18 protein-coding genes are annotated in these 16,988 nt (G+C 74.5%); 15 read left to right on the top strand and 3 right to left on the bottom strand.

The features are described 5' to 3' along the window. Positions 1-4: 4 nt before the first annotated feature. The 15 genes from ACI8AP_RS07130 to nusB all read left to right on the top strand — a co-directional run bounded on the left by ACI8AP_RS07130 (position 5) and on the right by nusB (position 14,069). Entirely contained in the window at positions 5-1,342 is a 1,338-nt protein-coding gene (locus ACI8AP_RS07130) for a replication-associated recombination protein A (protein WP_456588645.1), read from the top strand. Between the two features lie 100 nt (positions 1,343-1,442). Beyond that, positions 1,443-1,868 carry a DUF948 domain-containing protein gene (locus tag ACI8AP_RS07135; RefSeq protein ID WP_456588646.1) on the top strand — a complete coding sequence of 142 codons (426 nt, stop codon included), beginning with the start codon at positions 1,443-1,445 and terminating at the stop codon, positions 1,866-1,868. Further along, on the top strand, positions 1,868-2,152 hold the full coding sequence (locus ACI8AP_RS07140) for a hypothetical protein (RefSeq protein WP_456588647.1): 285 nt from the start codon (positions 1,868-1,870) through the stop codon (positions 2,150-2,152). Before ACI8AP_RS07135 ends, ACI8AP_RS07140 begins: the two co-directional genes overlap by 1 nt. 49 nt (positions 2,153-2,201) lie before the next feature. Then, positions 2,202-4,886: an alanine--tRNA ligase gene (alaS, locus tag ACI8AP_RS07145; protein WP_456588648.1), complete on the top strand. Its 2,685-nt coding sequence runs from the start codon at positions 2,202-2,204 to the stop codon at positions 4,884-4,886. Between the two features lie 6 nt (positions 4,887-4,892). Continuing rightward, complete coding sequence (gene ruvX, locus ACI8AP_RS07150) at positions 4,893-5,567, top strand: Holliday junction resolvase RuvX (protein WP_456588649.1); 675 nt, start codon at positions 4,893-4,895, stop codon at positions 5,565-5,567. A 59-nt stretch (positions 5,568-5,626) separates the two neighbouring features. Further along, entirely contained in the window at positions 5,627-7,213 is a 1,587-nt protein-coding gene (gene mltG, locus ACI8AP_RS07155; protein WP_456588650.1) for an endolytic transglycosylase MltG, read from the top strand. Continuing rightward, on the top strand, positions 7,206-8,012 hold the full coding sequence (locus ACI8AP_RS07160) for a shikimate dehydrogenase (protein WP_456588651.1): 807 nt from the start codon (positions 7,206-7,208) through the stop codon (positions 8,010-8,012). The genes mltG and ACI8AP_RS07160 overlap by 8 nt, the downstream gene beginning before the upstream one ends. Before the next feature lie 10 nt (positions 8,013-8,022). Continuing rightward, complete coding sequence (locus tag ACI8AP_RS07165) at positions 8,023-8,685, top strand: prepilin peptidase (protein ID WP_456588652.1); 663 nt, start codon at positions 8,023-8,025, stop codon at positions 8,683-8,685. Between the two features lie 72 nt (positions 8,686-8,757). Further along, complete coding sequence (gene aroC, locus ACI8AP_RS07170; protein ID WP_456588653.1) at positions 8,758-9,957, top strand: chorismate synthase; 1,200 nt, start codon at positions 8,758-8,760, stop codon at positions 9,955-9,957. Further along, positions 9,954-10,487, top strand: coding sequence for a shikimate kinase (locus ACI8AP_RS07175; RefSeq protein ID WP_456588654.1), 534 nt, complete (start codon positions 9,954-9,956; stop codon positions 10,485-10,487). Before aroC ends, ACI8AP_RS07175 begins: the two co-directional genes overlap by 4 nt. Further along, on the top strand, positions 10,484-11,542 hold the full coding sequence (gene aroB, locus ACI8AP_RS07180; RefSeq protein WP_456588655.1) for a 3-dehydroquinate synthase: 1,059 nt from the start codon (positions 10,484-10,486) through the stop codon (positions 11,540-11,542). Before ACI8AP_RS07175 ends, aroB begins: the two co-directional genes overlap by 4 nt. Beyond that, the gene (gene aroQ, locus ACI8AP_RS07185) at positions 11,539-11,973 is read left to right on the top strand and encodes a type II 3-dehydroquinate dehydratase (protein ID WP_456588656.1); all 435 of its coding nucleotides are present in this window, start codon (positions 11,539-11,541) and stop codon (positions 11,971-11,973) included. The genes aroB and aroQ overlap by 4 nt, the downstream gene beginning before the upstream one ends. Next, positions 11,970-13,085: a M24 family metallopeptidase gene (locus ACI8AP_RS07190; protein WP_456588657.1), complete on the top strand. Its 1,116-nt coding sequence runs from the start codon at positions 11,970-11,972 to the stop codon at positions 13,083-13,085. Before aroQ ends, ACI8AP_RS07190 begins: the two co-directional genes overlap by 4 nt. Continuing rightward, the gene (efp, locus tag ACI8AP_RS07195) at positions 13,086-13,646 is read left to right on the top strand and encodes an elongation factor P (RefSeq protein ID WP_456588658.1); all 561 of its coding nucleotides are present in this window, start codon (positions 13,086-13,088) and stop codon (positions 13,644-13,646) included. A gap of 15 nt (positions 13,647-13,661) precedes the next feature. Then, a complete protein-coding gene (nusB, locus tag ACI8AP_RS07200) occupies positions 13,662-14,069 on the top strand; it encodes a transcription antitermination factor NusB (RefSeq protein WP_456588659.1) in 408 nt (135 codons plus the stop codon). Between the two features lie 117 nt (positions 14,070-14,186). On the opposite strand, the gene ACI8AP_RS07205 is transcribed toward nusB, so the two are convergent. The 3 genes from ACI8AP_RS07205 to bldD form a co-directional block, all read right to left on the bottom strand. Beyond that, complete coding sequence (locus ACI8AP_RS07205) at positions 14,187-15,218, bottom strand: hypothetical protein (RefSeq protein ID WP_456588660.1); 1,032 nt, start codon at positions 15,216-15,218, stop codon at positions 14,187-14,189. Further along, positions 15,215-16,132 carry an ABC transporter ATP-binding protein gene (locus ACI8AP_RS07210; RefSeq protein WP_456588661.1) on the bottom strand — a complete coding sequence of 306 codons (918 nt, stop codon included), beginning with the start codon at positions 16,130-16,132 and terminating at the stop codon, positions 15,215-15,217. The genes ACI8AP_RS07205 and ACI8AP_RS07210 overlap by 4 nt, the downstream gene beginning before the upstream one ends. 170 nt (positions 16,133-16,302) lie before the next feature. Then, entirely contained in the window at positions 16,303-16,863 is a 561-nt protein-coding gene (bldD, locus tag ACI8AP_RS07215; protein ID WP_456588662.1) for a transcriptional regulator BldD, read from the bottom strand. Positions 16,864-16,988: the final 125 nt, after the last annotated feature.

Raw genomic sequence — 16,988 nt, forward strand, 5'->3', positions numbered from 1 at the left:
ACCCGTGAGTTCGCTGTTCGACCCCGCTCCCGAGGAGGACGGCGCGCCGGTCGTCGACCCGGGGGCGCCGCTGGCGGTGCGGATGCGCCCGCGCGCGCTCGACGAGGTGGTCGGGCAGAAGCACCTCCTGGGTGACCGCGCCCCGCTGCGCCGGCTGGTCGAGTCCGACGAGCCGATGTCGCTGGTGCTCTACGGCCCGCCCGGTACCGGCAAGACGACCCTGGCCCACGTGATCTCGCTGGCCACCAAGCGCCAGTTCGTGCAGCTGTCGGCCCTCGACTCGGGGGTGAAGGAGGTGCGGGCGGTCATCTCCAGCGCGAAGCGCGAGCTCACCTACGCCGGCCGGCGCACCGTGCTGTTCATCGACGAGGTGCACCGGTTCTCCAAGACCCAGCAGGACAGCCTGCTGTCCGCGGTCGAGGACCGGATCGTCAGCCTCATCGCCGCCACCACCGAGAACCCGTTCTTCTCCGTGGTCAGCCCGCTGCTGAGCCGCAGCCTCGTCCTGGCGCTGCAGCCGCTCACCGACGACGACGTCCGCGCGCTGCTGCGCCGCGCGCTCACCAGCGAGCGCGGGCTGAACGGGGAGGTCACGCTCGCCGACGAGGCGCAGGAGCACCTCGTCCGGATCGCCGGCGGCGACGGGCGCAAGGCACTCACCGCGCTGGAGTCCGGCGCCGGGGCGGCGCGGGCCGTCGGCGCGACGGAGATCGACCTCGCCACCCTGGAGACGGCGGTGGCGCAGGCGGCGGTGCGCTACGACCGGCAGGGCGACATGCACTACGACGTCGCCAGCGCGTTGATCAAGTCGATCCGCGGCAGCGACGTGGACGCCGCGCTGCACTACCTGGCCCGCATGGTGGAGGCCGGGGAGGATCCGCGCTTCATCGCCCGCAGGCTGGTGATCAGCGCCAGCGAGGACATCGGCATGGCCGACCCGACGGCCCTGCAGCTCGCGGTGGCGGCGATGCAGGCGGTGCAGTTCATCGGCATGCCCGAGGGGCACTTCCCGCTGGCCCAGGCCGTCGTGCACCTGGCGACCGCCCCGAAGTCCAACGCGGTCACAGTGGCCATGGGCGAGTCGGTGGCCGACGTCCGCGCGGGCCTGGCCGGCCCGGTGCCGCTGGGGCTGCGCGACGCGCACTACGCGGGGGCCAAGAAGCTCGGCCACGGGAAGACCTACCAGTACCCGCACGACCACCCCGACGGGATCGTGCCGCAGCAGTACCCGCCCGACGCGCTCGTGGGCAGGGACTACTACCGCCCGACCAACCGCGGCGTGGAGGCGCGGCTGGCGGAACGGCTGGGCAAGCTGCGGGCGATCCTCCGCCGAACCCGCTGACGCTCCGGCGGGGGACGGACGGCGGGGCGGGCCCGCGACTAGTGTGGCGTGGCCGGAACGTCGCTTCCCGGCGCCGATTCCCCTCAGAACAGGAGCACGCGTGTCCGTAGGAGAGATCGCCGGGCTGATCGCAGCCGGGGCCCTGGTGCTGCTGGTGGTCCTGGTGGCCGTCCCGCTGCTCAAGCTCGGCCGGACGCTCGACGAGACCACCCTGACCATCCGCCAGGTCCGCGAGCAGAGCGCGCCGATCCTCGGCCAGGCCAGCACCACGGTCGCGCACGTGAACAGCAACCTGGAGCGGGTCGACGACATCACCGGCAACGCCGCCAACGTCTCCAGCAACGTCGCCGCGCTCACCAGCGTCGTCGCCGCCACCCTGGGCAGCCCGCTGATCAAGGTCGCCGCGTTCAGCTACGGCGTGCGCAGCGCCGCGAAGAAGAAGCGGGAGGGCCAGGCCATCGCCGACGCCGCCCGTCGCGACAAGGAGGCGCGCCGCGCGCGCCGGGCCGCCCGGCGGGCCGCCTGATGCGCCGGCTGTTCTGGCTCGCCATGGGGATCACCATCGGGGCGCTCGTCGTCCGCAAGCTCTCCGCCGCGGCGGAGAAGATGACACCGGCGGGGATCGGGGCCTCCATCGCCGAGGGGCTGCGCGACCTCGCCGACGCGATCGGCGACTTCGGCGCCGACGTCCGCGAGGCGATGAGCGAGCGGGAGCTGGAGCTGCGTGCCGGCACCGGCCTGGACGCGCCCCTGCCCGACGCAGGTGACGCCGCGGCCCTGCGCCGCGGATCGCACGCCGCCGACCTCTGACCCCCCGGCCCGCCGCACCCGTGGCGGGCCCCGCAGAACTGAGTAGACGATGCAGACCGCCGAGATCCGCCGCCGCTTCCTGGAGCACTTCGCCCAGCGCGGGCACACCGTCGTGCCCAGCGCCTCGCTGGTGTCCCCCGACCCGTCGCTGCTGTTCACCGTCGCCGGCATGGTGCCGTTCATCCCGTACCTGACCGGCCGCGAACCCGCGCCGTTCCCGCGGGCCACCAGCGTGCAGAAGTGCGTGCGCACCCTCGACATCGAGGAGGTGGGCAAGACCACCCGCCACGGCACGTTCTTCCAGATGAACGGCAACTTCTCCTTCGGCGACTACTTCAAGGAGGGGGCGATCCAGCACGCCTGGGAGCTGATCACCGGGCGGCTGGAGGACGGCGGGCTGGGCTTCGACCCCGACCGGATCTGGGTGACCGTCTACCTCGACGACGACGAGGCTGCCGACGCCTGGCGCCGCATCGCCGGCCTCCCGGTCGAGCGGATCCAGCGGCTGGGGAAGAAGGACAACTACTGGCACACCGGGGCGGCCGGCCCCGGGGGCCCGTGCTCGGAGATCTACTTCGACCGCGGTCCGCAGTTCGGTCCCGACGGCGGCCCGCTGGTGGACACCGCCGGTGACCGGTTCCTGGAGATCTGGAACCTCGTCTTCATGCAGTACGAGCTCACCGACGTCCGCGGCAAGGAGGAGTTCACGGTCGTCGGCGAGCTGCCGAAGAAGAACATCGACACCGGGATGGGCCTGGAACGGGTCGCGTACCTGCTGCAGGGCGTCGACAACATGTACGAGATCGACGAGGTCGCCCCGGTGCTGCGCCGGGCCGCCGACCTCGCCGGGGTCACCTACGGCAAGGACGTCGACGCCGACGTCCGGCTGCGGGTGGTGGCCGACCACGTGCGCAGCGGGCTGATGCTGATCGGCGACGGCGTGACCCCGGGCAACGAGGGGCGCGGCTACATCCTGCGCCGGCTGCTGCGCCGCGCCGTGCGCTCCATGAAGCTGCTGGGCGTCGACGAGTCGACGCTGCCGGAGCTGCTCCCGGTGTCGAAGGACGCCATGCAGGCCAGCTACCCCGAGCTGGACACCGACTTCGCCCGCATCTCGTCGGTGGCCTACGCCGAGGAGGAGGCGTTCCGCCGCACCCTCACGTCGGGGACGGCGCTGTTCGACACCGCGGTCAAGCAGGCCAAGCAGGCCGGCGCCCCGACCCTCTCCGGCGAGCAGGCGTTCTCGCTGCACGACACCTACGGCTTCCCGATCGACGTCACCCTGGAGATGGCCGCCGAGCAGGGCGTGACCGTCGACGAGGAGGGCTTCCGGGCCCTGATGAAGGAGCAGCGCGACCGCGCCCGCGCCGACGCCCGGGCCAAGCGCACCGGCTCGGTCGACGTCCTGGCCTACCGCCGGCTGCTGGCCGAGCACGGGCCCACCGACTGGCGGGCCTACGAGACGCTGCGCACCGACTCGCGGGTGCTGGGCATCGTGGCCGAGGGCGACGACGAGGGCGAGCGGCCGGCCGGCCCCGGGGAGATCACCCGGGTGGTGCTGGACCGGACGCCGTTCTACGCGGAGTCCGGCGGCCAGGTGGCCGACGCCGGACTCCTCACCTGGGACGGCGGCCGGGCCGAGGTCATCGACGTCCAGCGCCCGGTGAAGGGTCTGGTCGCCCACCAGGTGCGGGTGCTCGAGGGCGAGCTCTCCCGTGGTGCGGAGCTCACCGCCGAGGTGGACCGGGAGTGGCGCCTGTCCGCCTGCCAGGCCCACTCGGGCACGCACGTGGTGCACGCGGCGCTGCGGCAGGTGCTCGGCCCGCAGGCCCTGCAGTCCGGCTCCTACAACCGGCCGGGCTACCTGCGGCTGGACTTCGCCTGGCAGGGCGCGCTGACCCAGCAGCAGCGCACCGACATCGAGGACGTCGCCAACGCCGCCGTCCGGGCCGACCACACGGTCACCGCCTCGTGGATGACGCTGCCGGAGGCGCAGGCGTTCGGCGCCCTGGCGCTGTTCGGCGAGACCTACGGCGAGCAGGTGCGCGTCGTGGAGATCGGCGGCCCGTGGTCGCGCGAGCTCTGCGGCGGCACACACGTGCGGGGGAGCGCGCAGATCGGCACCCTCGCCCTGACCGGTGAGTCGTCGGTGGGCTCGGGCTCCCGCCGGGTCGAGGCCGTCGTCGGGCTCGAGGGGTTCCGGTACCTCGCGCGCGAGCGCGACCTGGTGCGCCAGCTGGCGGACATCCTCAAGGCGCCGCAGGACGGCCTGGTGGAGCGGGTCAGCGGCATGGTCGCCCGGCTGCGCGACCTGGACCGCGAGCTGGCCGACCTGCGGGCGCAGCAGACCCTCGCCGCCGCCGGCGAGCTGGCCGCCTCGGCCCGCGACGTCGGAGGCGTCGCCGTCGTCACCGGGTCCCCGGCCGGCCTCGGCGGCGGCGATCTGCGCACGCTGGCCCTCGACGTCCGCGGGCGGCTGGGGTCCGACCGGCCGGCCGTCGTGCTGCTGGCATCGGAGTCCGGTGGCAAGGTAGCTCTGGTGGCCGCACTCAACCCGGCCGCGGTCTCGCAGGGGCTGTCGGCCAACGACGTCCTGAAGGCGGCCTCGGCCCCCGTCGGGGGCCGCGGTGGCGGCAAGTCCGACGTCGCCCAGGGAGGCGGAACCGATCCTGCGGGTATCCCCGCGGCGTTGCAGGCCGGCGAGCAGGCGGTCGCGGCCGTCACTGGGAGGTAGAGCATCGTGTCCGGATCCGAGCACAGCCCCGAGGACACCGGGCCGGTCGGCGGCCGGCGGCGGGAGCTGCCCGCCGTCCCGCCGGCGCGTCCGCGCCCGGCCACGGGGGAGCAGCCGACGCACCACCCGACCACCGAGATCGACCTGAGCCAGGGGTTCCCGCCGGTCAAGCACGAGACCACGGAGATCGACCTGTCCGGTGGCTGGCCGCAGCACCTCAAGATCCCGCCGCGCCGCCCCGGCGCGCCGCGCGCCCGCGGCCGGGTCCTCGGCGTCGACGTCGGGACCGTCCGGGTGGGCCTGGCGCTGTCGGACGCCACGGGCACGCTCGCCAGCCCGCTGGAGACCCTCCGCCGGGCCAAGGACAAGGCAGACCTCGACCGGCTCGCCGCGCTGGTGGTGGAACACGAGGTGACAGAGGTGGTCGTGGGAGAGCCGGTGCACCTGTCGGGCGCGGCCGGTGTCTCCGCGCAGGATGCTGCCGATTACGCACAGGAACTGGCCGACCGCATCCCGGACGTGCCGGTGAACCTGATCGACGAGAGGCTCTCGACCGTGACCGCAGCCAGCCACCTCCGGGAGGGCGGCATCGACAGCCGTCGCCAGCGGGCGGTGATCGACCAGGCCGCGGCCGTGGTGATCCTGCAGCAGTACCTGGACAGCCGGAAGGCGCCCTCGTGACGGCGCCCGGCGGACGGCCGCCGCGGGGGAGGCACGCGTTCGACGACGGGACCGGTGGCATGCCGTTCCCGTTCCCGACCGGCTCCGGTTCCCCTGTCGGCGGCTTCCCGCCGGGCCGCACCGCGTACCCGCGGCACGCCGGCGACCAGACCGGGCCGCTGGGCGCGTCCGGCTGGGCGTCGCCGGGGTTCCCGATGACCTCCCGGCACGGGGACGGGGACGGGCACGGCTACGGCGCCCAGCACCCGTCCGCCCCGCTGCCGCCGCTGCCGACCGGTGCGTGGGGTCGGCTGCGGCCGCGCGAGGACGCCGTGGGCGACGACGCCACCGTCGCCGCGCCCCGGCTGTCCACCGGACCCGACGACACCCCGGACGAGACGCCGGCCGCACCCGGCCCCGCCTCGGCGGACGACCCGACCGGCGGGCTGGACGTGATCGGCGCGAACGTCGACGACGACCGGACGGGCTGGCAGGACGACGACGCCGCCCACGGGGCCACCGCGGTCGACGGGGACCACCTCGACGACGGCGCCCTGCTGCACGACGACGAGATCCCGATCGCGCCCTACGACTCGCGCAGCGACCGGGACCGGCGGCGCCGGCGCCGCCGCCCGCTGGCGATCGCGCTGGTCGTCCTGGTGCTCGGCGGCATCGTCGCCGGCATCGTCGTCGGCGGCCAGCAGCTGTTCTCCATGCTCGACCCGGCCGCGCGCGACTACACCGGCACGGGCAGCGGCAGCGTGGACGTGCGGGTGCAGCAGGGGGACACGCTCACCGACATCGCCCGCACCCTGGCCGACGCCGACGTCATCGCCTCCACCGGGCCGTTCGTGAGCGCCGCCCAGGAGAACCCGGCGGCCACCTCGATCCAGCCCGGTGTGTACACCCTCCGGGAGCAGATGAGCGGCGAGGCCGCACTGGAGCTGCTGCTGGACCCGGCCTCCCGGCAGATCTCCCGCGTGACGGTGCCCGAGGGGTTCACGGTCGACCAGATCTTCGCCCGGCTCGCGGAGCAGACCGGCACACCGCTCGCGGAGCTGGAGGCGGCGGCCGATCCGGCGGCGTTGCCGCTGCCCGCGTATGCGGGTGGGCAGCTGGAGGGCTACCTCTTCCCGGCCACCTACGACTTCGAGCCCGGCACCACGCCGCAGCAGATGCTGCAGCGCATGGTCGAGACCTTCAACCAGACGGCCGCCCGGCTGCGGCTGGAGGAGCGGGCCGCCGCCCTCGGGCGGACCCCGGGCGAGATCGTGACGGTCGCCTCCATGGTGCAGTCGGAGACCCGGCTGGACGAGGAGCGGCCCGACGTCGCCCAGGTGATCTACAACCGGCTCGACGCCGGCATCGCGCTCGGCATCGACGCGACGCTGGCCTACGGGCTGGACAAGAGCGGCAACGAGCTCACCGTCACCGATCTCCAGACCGACAGCCCGTACAACACGCGCACGCGCCAGGGGCTGCCGCCCACCCCCATCAGCTCGCCGGGGGAGGCCAGCCTGGAGGCGGCGCTGGCCCCGAGCAGCGGCGACCTCCTGTACTACGTGCTCGAGTCGGAGGACGGGTCGCACTTCTTCACCAGCGACTACGCCGAGTTCCAGCAGGCCCGCCAGCGGTGTGCCGACGCCGGTCTCGGGTGCGGTGGCTGAGCGGCCGCAGCGGGCAGCGGTCCTCGGGCGGCCGGTCGGCCATTCGCTCTCGCCGCTGCTGCACCGCGCCGCCTACGCGGCGCTCGGGCTGGCCGACTGGTCCTACGACGCGCTCGACGTGGGTGCCGGGGACCTGCCCGACCTGCTGGCCGGGCTGGGCGAGGAGTGGCGCGGCTTCTCGGTGACCATGCCGTGCAAGCAGGCCGCGGTCGAGGTCGCCGACGAGGTGGAGCCGCTCCCGCGGCTGCTGGGCGCGGCGAACACCCTGGTCCGCACCGGGGCCGGCTGGCGGGCCGAGAACACCGACGTCACCGGCGTGGGCACCGCCCTGCAGGTGGGCGGGGTCGACCAGGTGGGGCACGCCGCGATCCTCGGCGCCGGGGGGACCGCGGCTGCCGCGGCGGTGGCGTTGGCCTCGCTGGGGGCCGACCGGGTCGACGTCGTCGTGCGCGAGCCCGCCCGCGCCGGTGAGGTGGTGCGGGTCCTCGACACCCTGGGCGTGCCCACGCGGGTGCTCCCCCTGGCCGGGGTGCGCGTCGAGGCCCCGGTCGTCGTCAGCACCGTTCCGGTCGACGGTCAGCCTGCCGTCGCCGCGTTGGAGTGGCGCGGAGGGCAGACGGTGCTCGACGTCCTCTACGCACCCTGGCCCACGCCGCTGGCCGAGCGCGTCTCCGCCGCCGGCGGCGCGGTGATCAGCGGGCTGGAGGTGCTGTTCTGGCAGGCCACCGTGCAGGTGGAGCTCATGACCGGCCGGCCGGCCCCCATCGGCGCGATGCGCGCGGCGCTCGACGCGCGCTGACGTCCCCGCCGTGGACGTCTCCCGCCCCGTCCTCGCCGGGGTCGCCGTGCTGGCCGGGCTCCTCGTCGGGCCGGCGCTGGCGCGCAGCACCGTCCGGCTGGCCACCCGCGACGACGCGGCGGCGCCGTCCGGCTCCCGCACGGCGCTGACCGCTGCGCTGACCGCGGGCCTGCTCACCGCCGCCGTCCTGCTCGGGGGCGGCCGCCCGGCCACCGCCGCGCTGGTGTGGGCCGCGGGCGCGGCGGTGGTGCTGGCCGGCGTCGACCTCGCCGCCCACCGGCTGCCCGACCGCGTCCTCCTCCCGGCGGCCGTCGTCTGCGGCGTGGCCCTGCTCGTCGACGCCGCCGTCCTCGGCACGTGGGGGGCGCTGGTCCGGGGCGTCGCGGCGGGGGCCGCCGCGCTGGCCGTCTCCGGTGCGGCACGGCTGGCCGCCCCGGCCGCCCTCGGTCTCGGTGACGTCAAGCTGCTCGGCCTGCTGGGGCTGGTGCTCGGGTGGTCCGGCTGGGGGGTGCTGCTCGCCGGGCTGTTCCTCGGCCTGGTCACCGGCGCCGCGGTGTCGGTGGTCCTGGTGGCCACCGGGCGGGCGGGGTGGCGCAGCACCGTGCCGTTCGGCCCGCCGCTGCTGGTCGGTGCCGTCCTGGCGCTGGCGGTCGGCGGCGTCCCAGCCCCCTGACGGCCACCCTTCCGGGGCCCGCCCGAGCCCGCGAGGGAAGGGGGGAAGGGTGGTCCTTCTAGAATTGCCGGCATGTTGCGCTGGCTGACCGCCGGTGAGTCGCACGGCCAGCAGCTCACCGCCATCCTCGAGGGGCTCCCGGCCGGGGTCGAGGTGGCGACCGCCGACCTCGACCTGCAGCTCGCCCGCCGCCGGCTCGGGCACGGGCGGGGCGCCCGCATGTCCTTCGAGCAGGACGTCGTCACCCTCACCGGCGGGGTGCGCCACGGCCGCACCCAGGGCGGCCCGATCGCGGTGCAGGTGGGCAACACCGAGTGGCCCAAGTGGCAGACGGTCATGTCCGCCGACCCGGTCGACCCCGAGATCCTCGCCGGCCAGGCGCGCAACGCGCCGCTCACCCGGCCCCGCCCCGGTCACGCCGACCTCGCCGGCATGCAGAAGTACGGCTTCGACGACGCCCGCCCGGTGCTGGAGCGCGCCAGCGCCCGCGAGACGGCCGCCCGGGTGGCGCTCGGCGCGATCGCCCAGGCGTTCCTGCGCCAGGCGCTCGGCGTCTCGGTGGTCAGCCACGTCGTCGGCATCGGCCCGGTCGTCGCGCCCGACGGCATCGTGCCCGGGCCCGACGACAACCCGCGTCTCGACGAGGACCCGGTGCGCTGCGCCGACCCGGGCACCAGCGCACGCATGACCGCCGAGATCGACGACGCCCGGAAGAACGGTGACACCCTCGGCGGGGTCATCGAGGTCGTCGTCCACGGGCTCCCGCCGGGCCTGGGCAGCCACGTGCACTGGGACCGCCGCCTGGACGCCCGGCTGGCCGCGGCGCTGATGGGCGTGCAGTCGGTCAAGGCCGTCGAGGTCGGCGACGGGCTGGAGACCGCCCGCCGCCGCGGCTCGGTCGCCCACGACGAGATCGTGCTCGCCGACGCGGACGCCGGCGCCGGCGTGCAGCGGGTGCAGCGGCTCACCGACCGGGCCGGTGGCATCGAGGGCGGGATGACCAACGGCGAGGTGCTGCGCGTGCGCGCCGCGATGAAGCCGATCAGCACCGTGCCGCGCGCGCTGCAGACCGTCGACGTCGCCACCGGGGAGGCCGCGGTCGCGATCAACCAGCGCAGCGACGCCTGCGCGGTGCCCCGCGGCAGCGTGGTGATGGAGGCGATGGTGGCGCTGGTGCTGGCCGACGCGGCGCTGGAGAAGTTCGGCGGGGACTCGGTGGCCGAGACCCGGCGCAACGCGCGGGCCTACCTCGACTCCCTTCCGTACCGGTGAGCGGGCCGGCCCTGGTCCTCGTCGGCCCGCCCGCGTCGGGGAAGACGACGGTCGGCACGGCCGTCGCCGATGCGCGGGGGCTGGCGTTCCGGGACACCGACCGCGACGTCGAGGAGGCGACCGGGTCGACCGTCGCCGACCTGTTCGTCCAGCACGGTGAACCGCACTTCCGCGCGCTGGAGGAGCAGGCGGTCGCGCGGGCGCTCGCCGACCACACCGGGGTGCTGGCGCTCGGCGGCGGGGCGGTGACCAGCGCCGCCACCCGCGAGCTGCTGGTCACCCACGGCAGCGCCGGCGGGGCCGTGGTCTGGCTCGACGTCGACGTCGCCTCCGCCGCGCGGCGCGTGGGGCTCTCCCGGGACCGGCCGCTGCTCGCGGTCAACCCGCGCGCCATGCTGCGCACCATGCTCGAACAGCGTGCGCCGCTCTACACGGAGGTGGCCACGCACCGGGTCGCCACCGCGGGGCGGTCGCCGGAGGAGGTCGTCGCCGAGGTGCTCGCCGTCCTGACCCCGGAGGAGGCCCGGTGAGCCGTCGCGTCGCGGTCGCGGGGGAGCAGCCCTACGAGGTCGTCATCGGTGCCGGCGCCCAGACCGAGCTGGCGCTCGTGCTGGCCGGCACGGCGAAGGTCGCCGTCGTCCACGCGCCACCGCTGGCCGCCGCGGCCGGCGCCGCGGTCGAGACGCTGCAGACCGCCGGTGTGGCCGCCGAGGCGGTCGTCGTCCCCGACGGCGAGGCCGCGAAGACCGCGCAGGTCGCCGCCGAGGTGTGGGAGGAGTTCGGCCGGCTCGGGCTGACCCGCTCCGACGCCGTCGTCGGGGTGGGTGGGGGCGCGGTCACCGACCTGGCCGGTTTCCTGGCCGCCACGTGGACCCGCGGCATCCGCGTCGTGCAGGTGCCCACCAGCCTGCTCGGCATGGTCGACGCGGCCGTGGGCGGCAAGACGGGCATCAACACCGCCGCCGGGAAGAACCTCGTCGGCGCCTTCCACCCGCCGGCCGCCGTGCTGGCCGACACCGACCTCCTGGCCGGGTTGCCCGAGGCGGAGTTCCGCGCCGGGCTGGCCGAGGTGGTCAAGTGCGGGTTCATCGCCGACGGCCGCATCCTCGAGCTGCTGGACGCCGATCCGACCGGCCGCCGGGACACCGAGGAACTCATCGAGCGTGCGGTGCGGGTGAAGGCCGCGGCGGTGGGGGAGGACCTGCTCGACACCGGGGTGCGCGAGTTCCTCAACTACGGCCACACCCTCGGCCACGCGATCGAGCGGGTCGAGGACTTCGGCTGGCGGCACGGCGAGGCCGTCGCCGTCGGCCTCGTCTTCGCCGCCGAGCTGGCCGGGCAGGCGGGCCTCCTGACCCCGGCGGAGGTCGCGCGACACCGCACGCTGATCGCGGCGATGGGGCTGCCGACCAGTTACGCCGGGGACTGGGCGCGCCTGCAGCAGGTGATGCGGGTGGACAAGAAGGCGCGAGGCGCGTCGCTGCGGTTCGTCGTCCTCGACGGGCTCGGCCATCCCAGGATCCTGACCGACCCGCAGCAGGCCTGGCTCGATGCGGCGTGGGCCGCAGTATCGGAGACGCCATGACCATCCAGGTGCTCAACGGCGCCAACCTCGGCCGGCTCGGCACGCGCGAGCCCGAGGTGTACGGCACGACGACCTACGCGCAGCTGGTCGAGCTGGTGGAGACCGCGGCGCGGGAGCTTGGCGTCGACGTGCTGGTGCGCCAGACCGACGACGAGGGCCAGCTGCTGCGCTGGATCCACGAGGCGACCGACGCCGGTGACCCCATCGTGGTGAACCCCGGCGGCTGGACGCACACCTCGGTGGTGCTGCACGACGCGCTGGCCGCGGTGGGCGCACCGGTGATCGAGGTGCACATCAGCAACATCCACCGCCGCGAGGAGTTCCGCCAGCACTCCTACGTCTCCCGGGTCGCCGACGGGGTGATCGCCGGGCTCGGCGTGCACGGCTACGTGCTGGCGCTGCAGTGGATGACCCTGCGAGGCGTGTCGTGAGCCGGGACACCGCGCGGGAGGCCGCCCGGCGTGACGCGCTGCGGACCGCCGCGGCCGGGCGCGGCCTGGACGCGGTGCTGGTCACCAACCTGCTCAACGTCCGGTACCTGACCGGCTTCACCGGCTCCAACGGCGCCCTGCTGCTGCGGGTGGACGGCGGGGACGTGTTCGGCACGGACGGGCGCTACACCACCCAGGCCGGCGCGCAGGTGCCCGACGTCGAGCTGCTCGTCGACCGGGCCACGGTGCCGGCCCTGGCCCGGGAGGCGGTGCGGCGCGGCGCGGGGCGGATCGGTTACGAGTCCCACGACCTCACCGTCGACGGGCTGCACGGCCTGGAGCGGGTGCTGGCGGACGCCGCCGCGGGTGGCACGGTCCCGGAGCTGGCCTCCGTGCGGCGGGCGGTCGAGGGGCAGCGGGCGATCAAGGACGACACCGAGGTCGAGTACCTGCGCCGCGCGTGCGCCGTCGCCGACCAGGCGCTGGCCGAGCTCGCCGCCGAGGGGTCGCTGCGGCCGGGGCGCACCGAGCTGGAGGTCGGCCGCGAGCTCGACGCGCGCATGCTGGCGCTCGGCGCCGAGGCGCCGTCGTTCGAGACGATCGTCGCCACCGGCGCCAACTCGGCGATCCCGCACCACCGCCCGGACTCGACCGTCCTGCGTGAGGGCGACTTCCTCAAGCTCGACTTCGGCGCCACCGTGGACGGCTACCACTCCGACATGACCCGCACCCTGGTGCTGGGCCACGCGGCCGACTGGCAGCGGGAGATCTACGAGCTCGTCGCCGCCGCCCAGGCCGCCGGCCGGGCCGCGCTGGCGGTGGGCGCCGACGTCGTCGCGGTGGACGCCGCCGCCCGCGACGTGATCGTCGCCGCGGGCCACGGGGAGCACTTCACCCACGGCCTCGGCCACGGGGTGGGGCTGGAGATCCACGAGGCGCCCGGCATCGGCCCCCAGGGCGCGGGTAGGCTTGCCGCCGGTATGGCCGTCACCGTGGAGCCAGGCGTGTACCTGCCCGGCCACGGCGGTGTCCGGATCGAGGACACCCTGATCGTCACCGACGACGCGCCCGAGTTGTTGACCCTCACGAGCAAGGAACTGCTGGTCCTCTAGATGGCTACCACCAACGACCTGAAGAACGGCATCGTCCTCAACCTGGACGGCCAGCTCTGGACCGTCACCGACTTCCAGCACGTCAAGCCCGGCAAGGGCGGGGCCTTCGTGCGCACGACGCTGAAGAACGTGCTGTCGGGCAAGGTCGTGGACAAGACCTTCAACGCCGGCACCAAGGTCGAGACGGCCAACGTGGACAAGCGGTCGATGACGTACCTGTACAAGGACGGCACCGACTTCGTCTTCATGGACGGCGACACGTTCGACCAGATCTACGTGCCGGCGGAGACGGTCGGCGGGGGCGCGGACTACCTGCTCGAGAACACCGAGGTCATCGTGGCGGTGCACGACGGCACCCCGCTGTACGTCGAGCTCCCCGTCACCATGGAGCTCGTCGTCGAGCACACCGACCCGGGGCTGCAGGGCGACCGCTCCACCGGCGGCACCAAGCCCGCCACGTTGGAGACCGGCGCGCAGATCCAGGTGCCGTTGTTCATCACGACCGGCGAGAGGCTGAAGGTCGACACCCGCGACGGCCGGTACCTCGGCCGCGTCAACTGAGCGCGGGCCAGACGCGTGGCTGCACGGTCCAAGGCCCGCAAGCGCGCCGTGGACGTCCTGTACGAGGCCGACGTCCGGGGGCGGGACCGGTTGGAGCTGCTCCGGGAGCGGGTCGCTGACGGCAACCCGCCGGTCCCGGAGCACACCATCCGGCTGGTCGAGGGCGTCGAGGAGCAGGGCGCGCGCATCGACGCGCTGATCGAGGCGCACACCTCCGGCTGGTCGCTGGAGCGGCTGCCCGACGTCGACCGCGCGATCCTGCGGATGGCCACCTTCGAGCTGCTCTGGGTCGACGACGTGCCCGACGCCGTCGTCATCGACGAGGCGGTGGAGCTGGCCAAGGCGCTCTCCACCGACGAGTCGCCGAAGTACGTGAACGGCGTCCTCGGCGCCATCCTCGCCGCCGAGGTCCCCACGGCCTAGCGAGGGCGCACGGCACCGACGAGGTGGGCCCGGAGGGTCCGGCGAGGAGCGTGCGGACACGCTCGTCGCCGGTCGGGAACGGCCATTGGCCGCGGTGTCGTCCGGAGGACGACGATGTCATTGCAGGTCGCGGCGGGCGAAGAGCCAGATGCCGGCGCCGAGGATCACCGTGGCGAACGCGCCGACGACCAGGCCGCCCTGCAGGTTCGTGACCAGGTAGGTCGGCGGTCCCTCGGGCCCGGTGCTCATGACGCTGTAGTCGACGACCGGGACGCCGCCGGGGACGACGAGGGCGACCGCGTTGGTCGACAGCAGCCAGCGCTCGAGCATGGGGTCGTAGATCCGCAGCGCGGTCTCGACGATCGCGAAGTAGACGAACCCGATGCCGAGCGCCGCCCCGGTGTTGCGCACCAGGTTGGCCAGCCCGAAGCCGATCAGCGCGACGAGGACGCCGAGCACGACCCCGCGCCCCTGCGCGGCCAGCAGCTCTCCCCAGAACCCTTCCGGCAGAGCCTGGTCGGTGCCCACGAAGGTCCGCAGGACCCAGGCCATGACCAGCCAGGCAACCTGGGCCGCCACGCCGATGACCAGCGCGGCCAGGACCAGGACGCCGATCTTCGTGCCGATGACCCGCAGCCGGTTCGGCACCCAGAACAGCAGCGCCACGATGGTCCGGGTGGACCACTCCGCGCCGATCCAGGTGGCGCCCACGAGGAAGGCGAGCACCGCGGCGGCGGCCGCGAAGCCGATCGCGCCGGGCTCCCCGAGCGCGCCGAGGTCGAAGGGGGCCTTGTCGAGGAAGTCCTCGACGCGCCAGGCGGAGGCATCCAGCGGTGGGCCGCAGAACTGGTCGACCGGCTCGCCGACGTTCTCGGCCTCGATCGCGCAGTCCGCGCGCCAGGCCTCCTCGCTGGCGATGATCTCGTCCATGCGCTCGCGGGCGGCGGCGTAGTCGGCGTCGGTCGGCTCGCCGAACTGGAGCAACCCGATGACGATCGCAGCCAGCCAGCCGAGGACGGCCAGCCCCAGCAGGACCTGGATGAACCGGCGGGCGGTGAACCGGTGCAGCTCAGCCCGGAACAGGCTGCCGCCCCGCCGGGCCGACGTCGGCTCGGGCGAGGCAGTCGGCTGCTCGGTCACCGCGCTCATGCCTGGCCCCCGGTGATGGCGAGGAACGCGCTCTCCAGGTCGGGGGTCACGCGGACCAGCTCCTCGACGTAGTGGCCGTGCTCGGCGAGCACGCGGGTGATCTCGCCGGTGGCGGGCGCGCCGTGCACCAGCACCTGGCCGTCGGGCGCGGGAGAGAGGCTGAACCCGGCGGCGCCGAGCACCGCGGCCGCGGCCGCCGGGTCGGGGACCGCCACGCGGACGTCGCCCGTGCCGGCCTGGGAGAGCACCGAGGCGACCGGTCCGGAGGCCACCCGCCGGCCGCGGGCCAGGATCGTCACGGAGTCGCACACCTGCTGGATCTCGGCGAGCAGGTGGGAGGAGACGAGCACCGTCGTCCGGCCGTCGGACCCCAGGCGTCGGATCAGCTCGCGGACGTCGCGGATGCCGGCGGGGTCCAGCCCGTTGCTCGGCTCGTCGAGGATCAGCAGCCGGGGCGCCTTGAGCAGCGCGGCGGCGATGCCGAGGCGCTGCTTCATGCCGAGTGAGTAGCCCTTGAACCGGTCGTCGGCCCGGTCGCGCAGGTCGACCAGCTCCAGGCACTCCTCGACGCGGGCCCGCGCGACGCCGGCGGTCTCGGCCAGCAGGCGCAGGTTGCGCCGGCCGGAGAAGCCGGGGAAGAACAGCGGTGTCTCGACCAGGGCGCCGACGTCGCCGATCACGCCGGACAGGCCGACGGGCACCGGGCGGTCGAGCAGTTGCATGTCACCGGCGTCGACGCGCACCAGCCCGAGCAGCGCCCGGATCGACGTCGTCTTGCCCGAGCCGTTCGGGCCGAGCAGGCCGTGGACGCCGCCGGTGTCGACGGTCATGTCCAGCCCGTCGAGCGCCTTGTGCGGCTGCCCGCCCTTCCCGCGGTAGGTCTTGGTGACCCCCGCCATCTGCACCGCCGGCATGCGGCCTCCCTGCTCGTCCGGGCCGGGCACCCGGCTGGCAGCACAGTGGCACACGTGGTGCTGCGGGAACAGTGTCCCGACCTGCGTGTCGAGACCGGGCCGGGCCGTAAACGACGAGGGCCCCCGCCGATCGGCGGGGGCCCTCGTGACTCGCTGGGTGGAGCCGGTCGTCAGCGGGGTGCGCGCCGGCGGTCGCCCCAGGCGGACTCGTCGACGTCCTCCTCGAGGTCGTCGTCGCCACCGGAGCTGACGATGCCCTCCATGCCGGGGGAGAGCACCCCCCACTCGATGAGCCGGGAGGTGAGCTCGTCGGGGCTCATGTCGTAGATGATGGCCAGCGACTTCAGGTCCTCGGCGCGGATCGAGAGGACCTTGCCGTTGTAGTCGTGCCGCTGGGCCTGGATGGTCGAGGCGTAGCGGGCCAGCGGGCCGGCCTCGTCCGCGGGCAGGGAGCCCAGCGACTCCAGGTTCAGGACGATCTTGTTCGTCGAGGTGACCGCGGAGCTGGGCCGCGGGTCGGGCAGCAGCTCGGAGACCGGGACGCCGTAGAAGACGGCGAGCTCGGAGAGGCGCTGCACGGTCACGGCGCGGTCCCCGCGCTCGTAGGAGCCGACCACGACCGCCTTCCAGCGGCCGTGCGACTTGTCCTCCACACCCTGCAGGGAGAGGCCCTGCTGGTTGCGGATCGCGCGAAGCCGGGCGCCGAGGGCCCGTGAGTAGTCGGTGCTCATCGCTGTCTGCTCACTGTCCGTCGTCTCGGATCGAGGTTGTTCGTCACGCAGCGTACGTGCGAAGCGGGGATCACAACAGGCGGGTGGACGCGAAAGCGCAGGTTGGTGCCGGGGCAGGCGCTGCC

The sequence above is a fragment of the Blastococcus sp. SYSU DS1021 genome, from assembly GCF_054050995.1.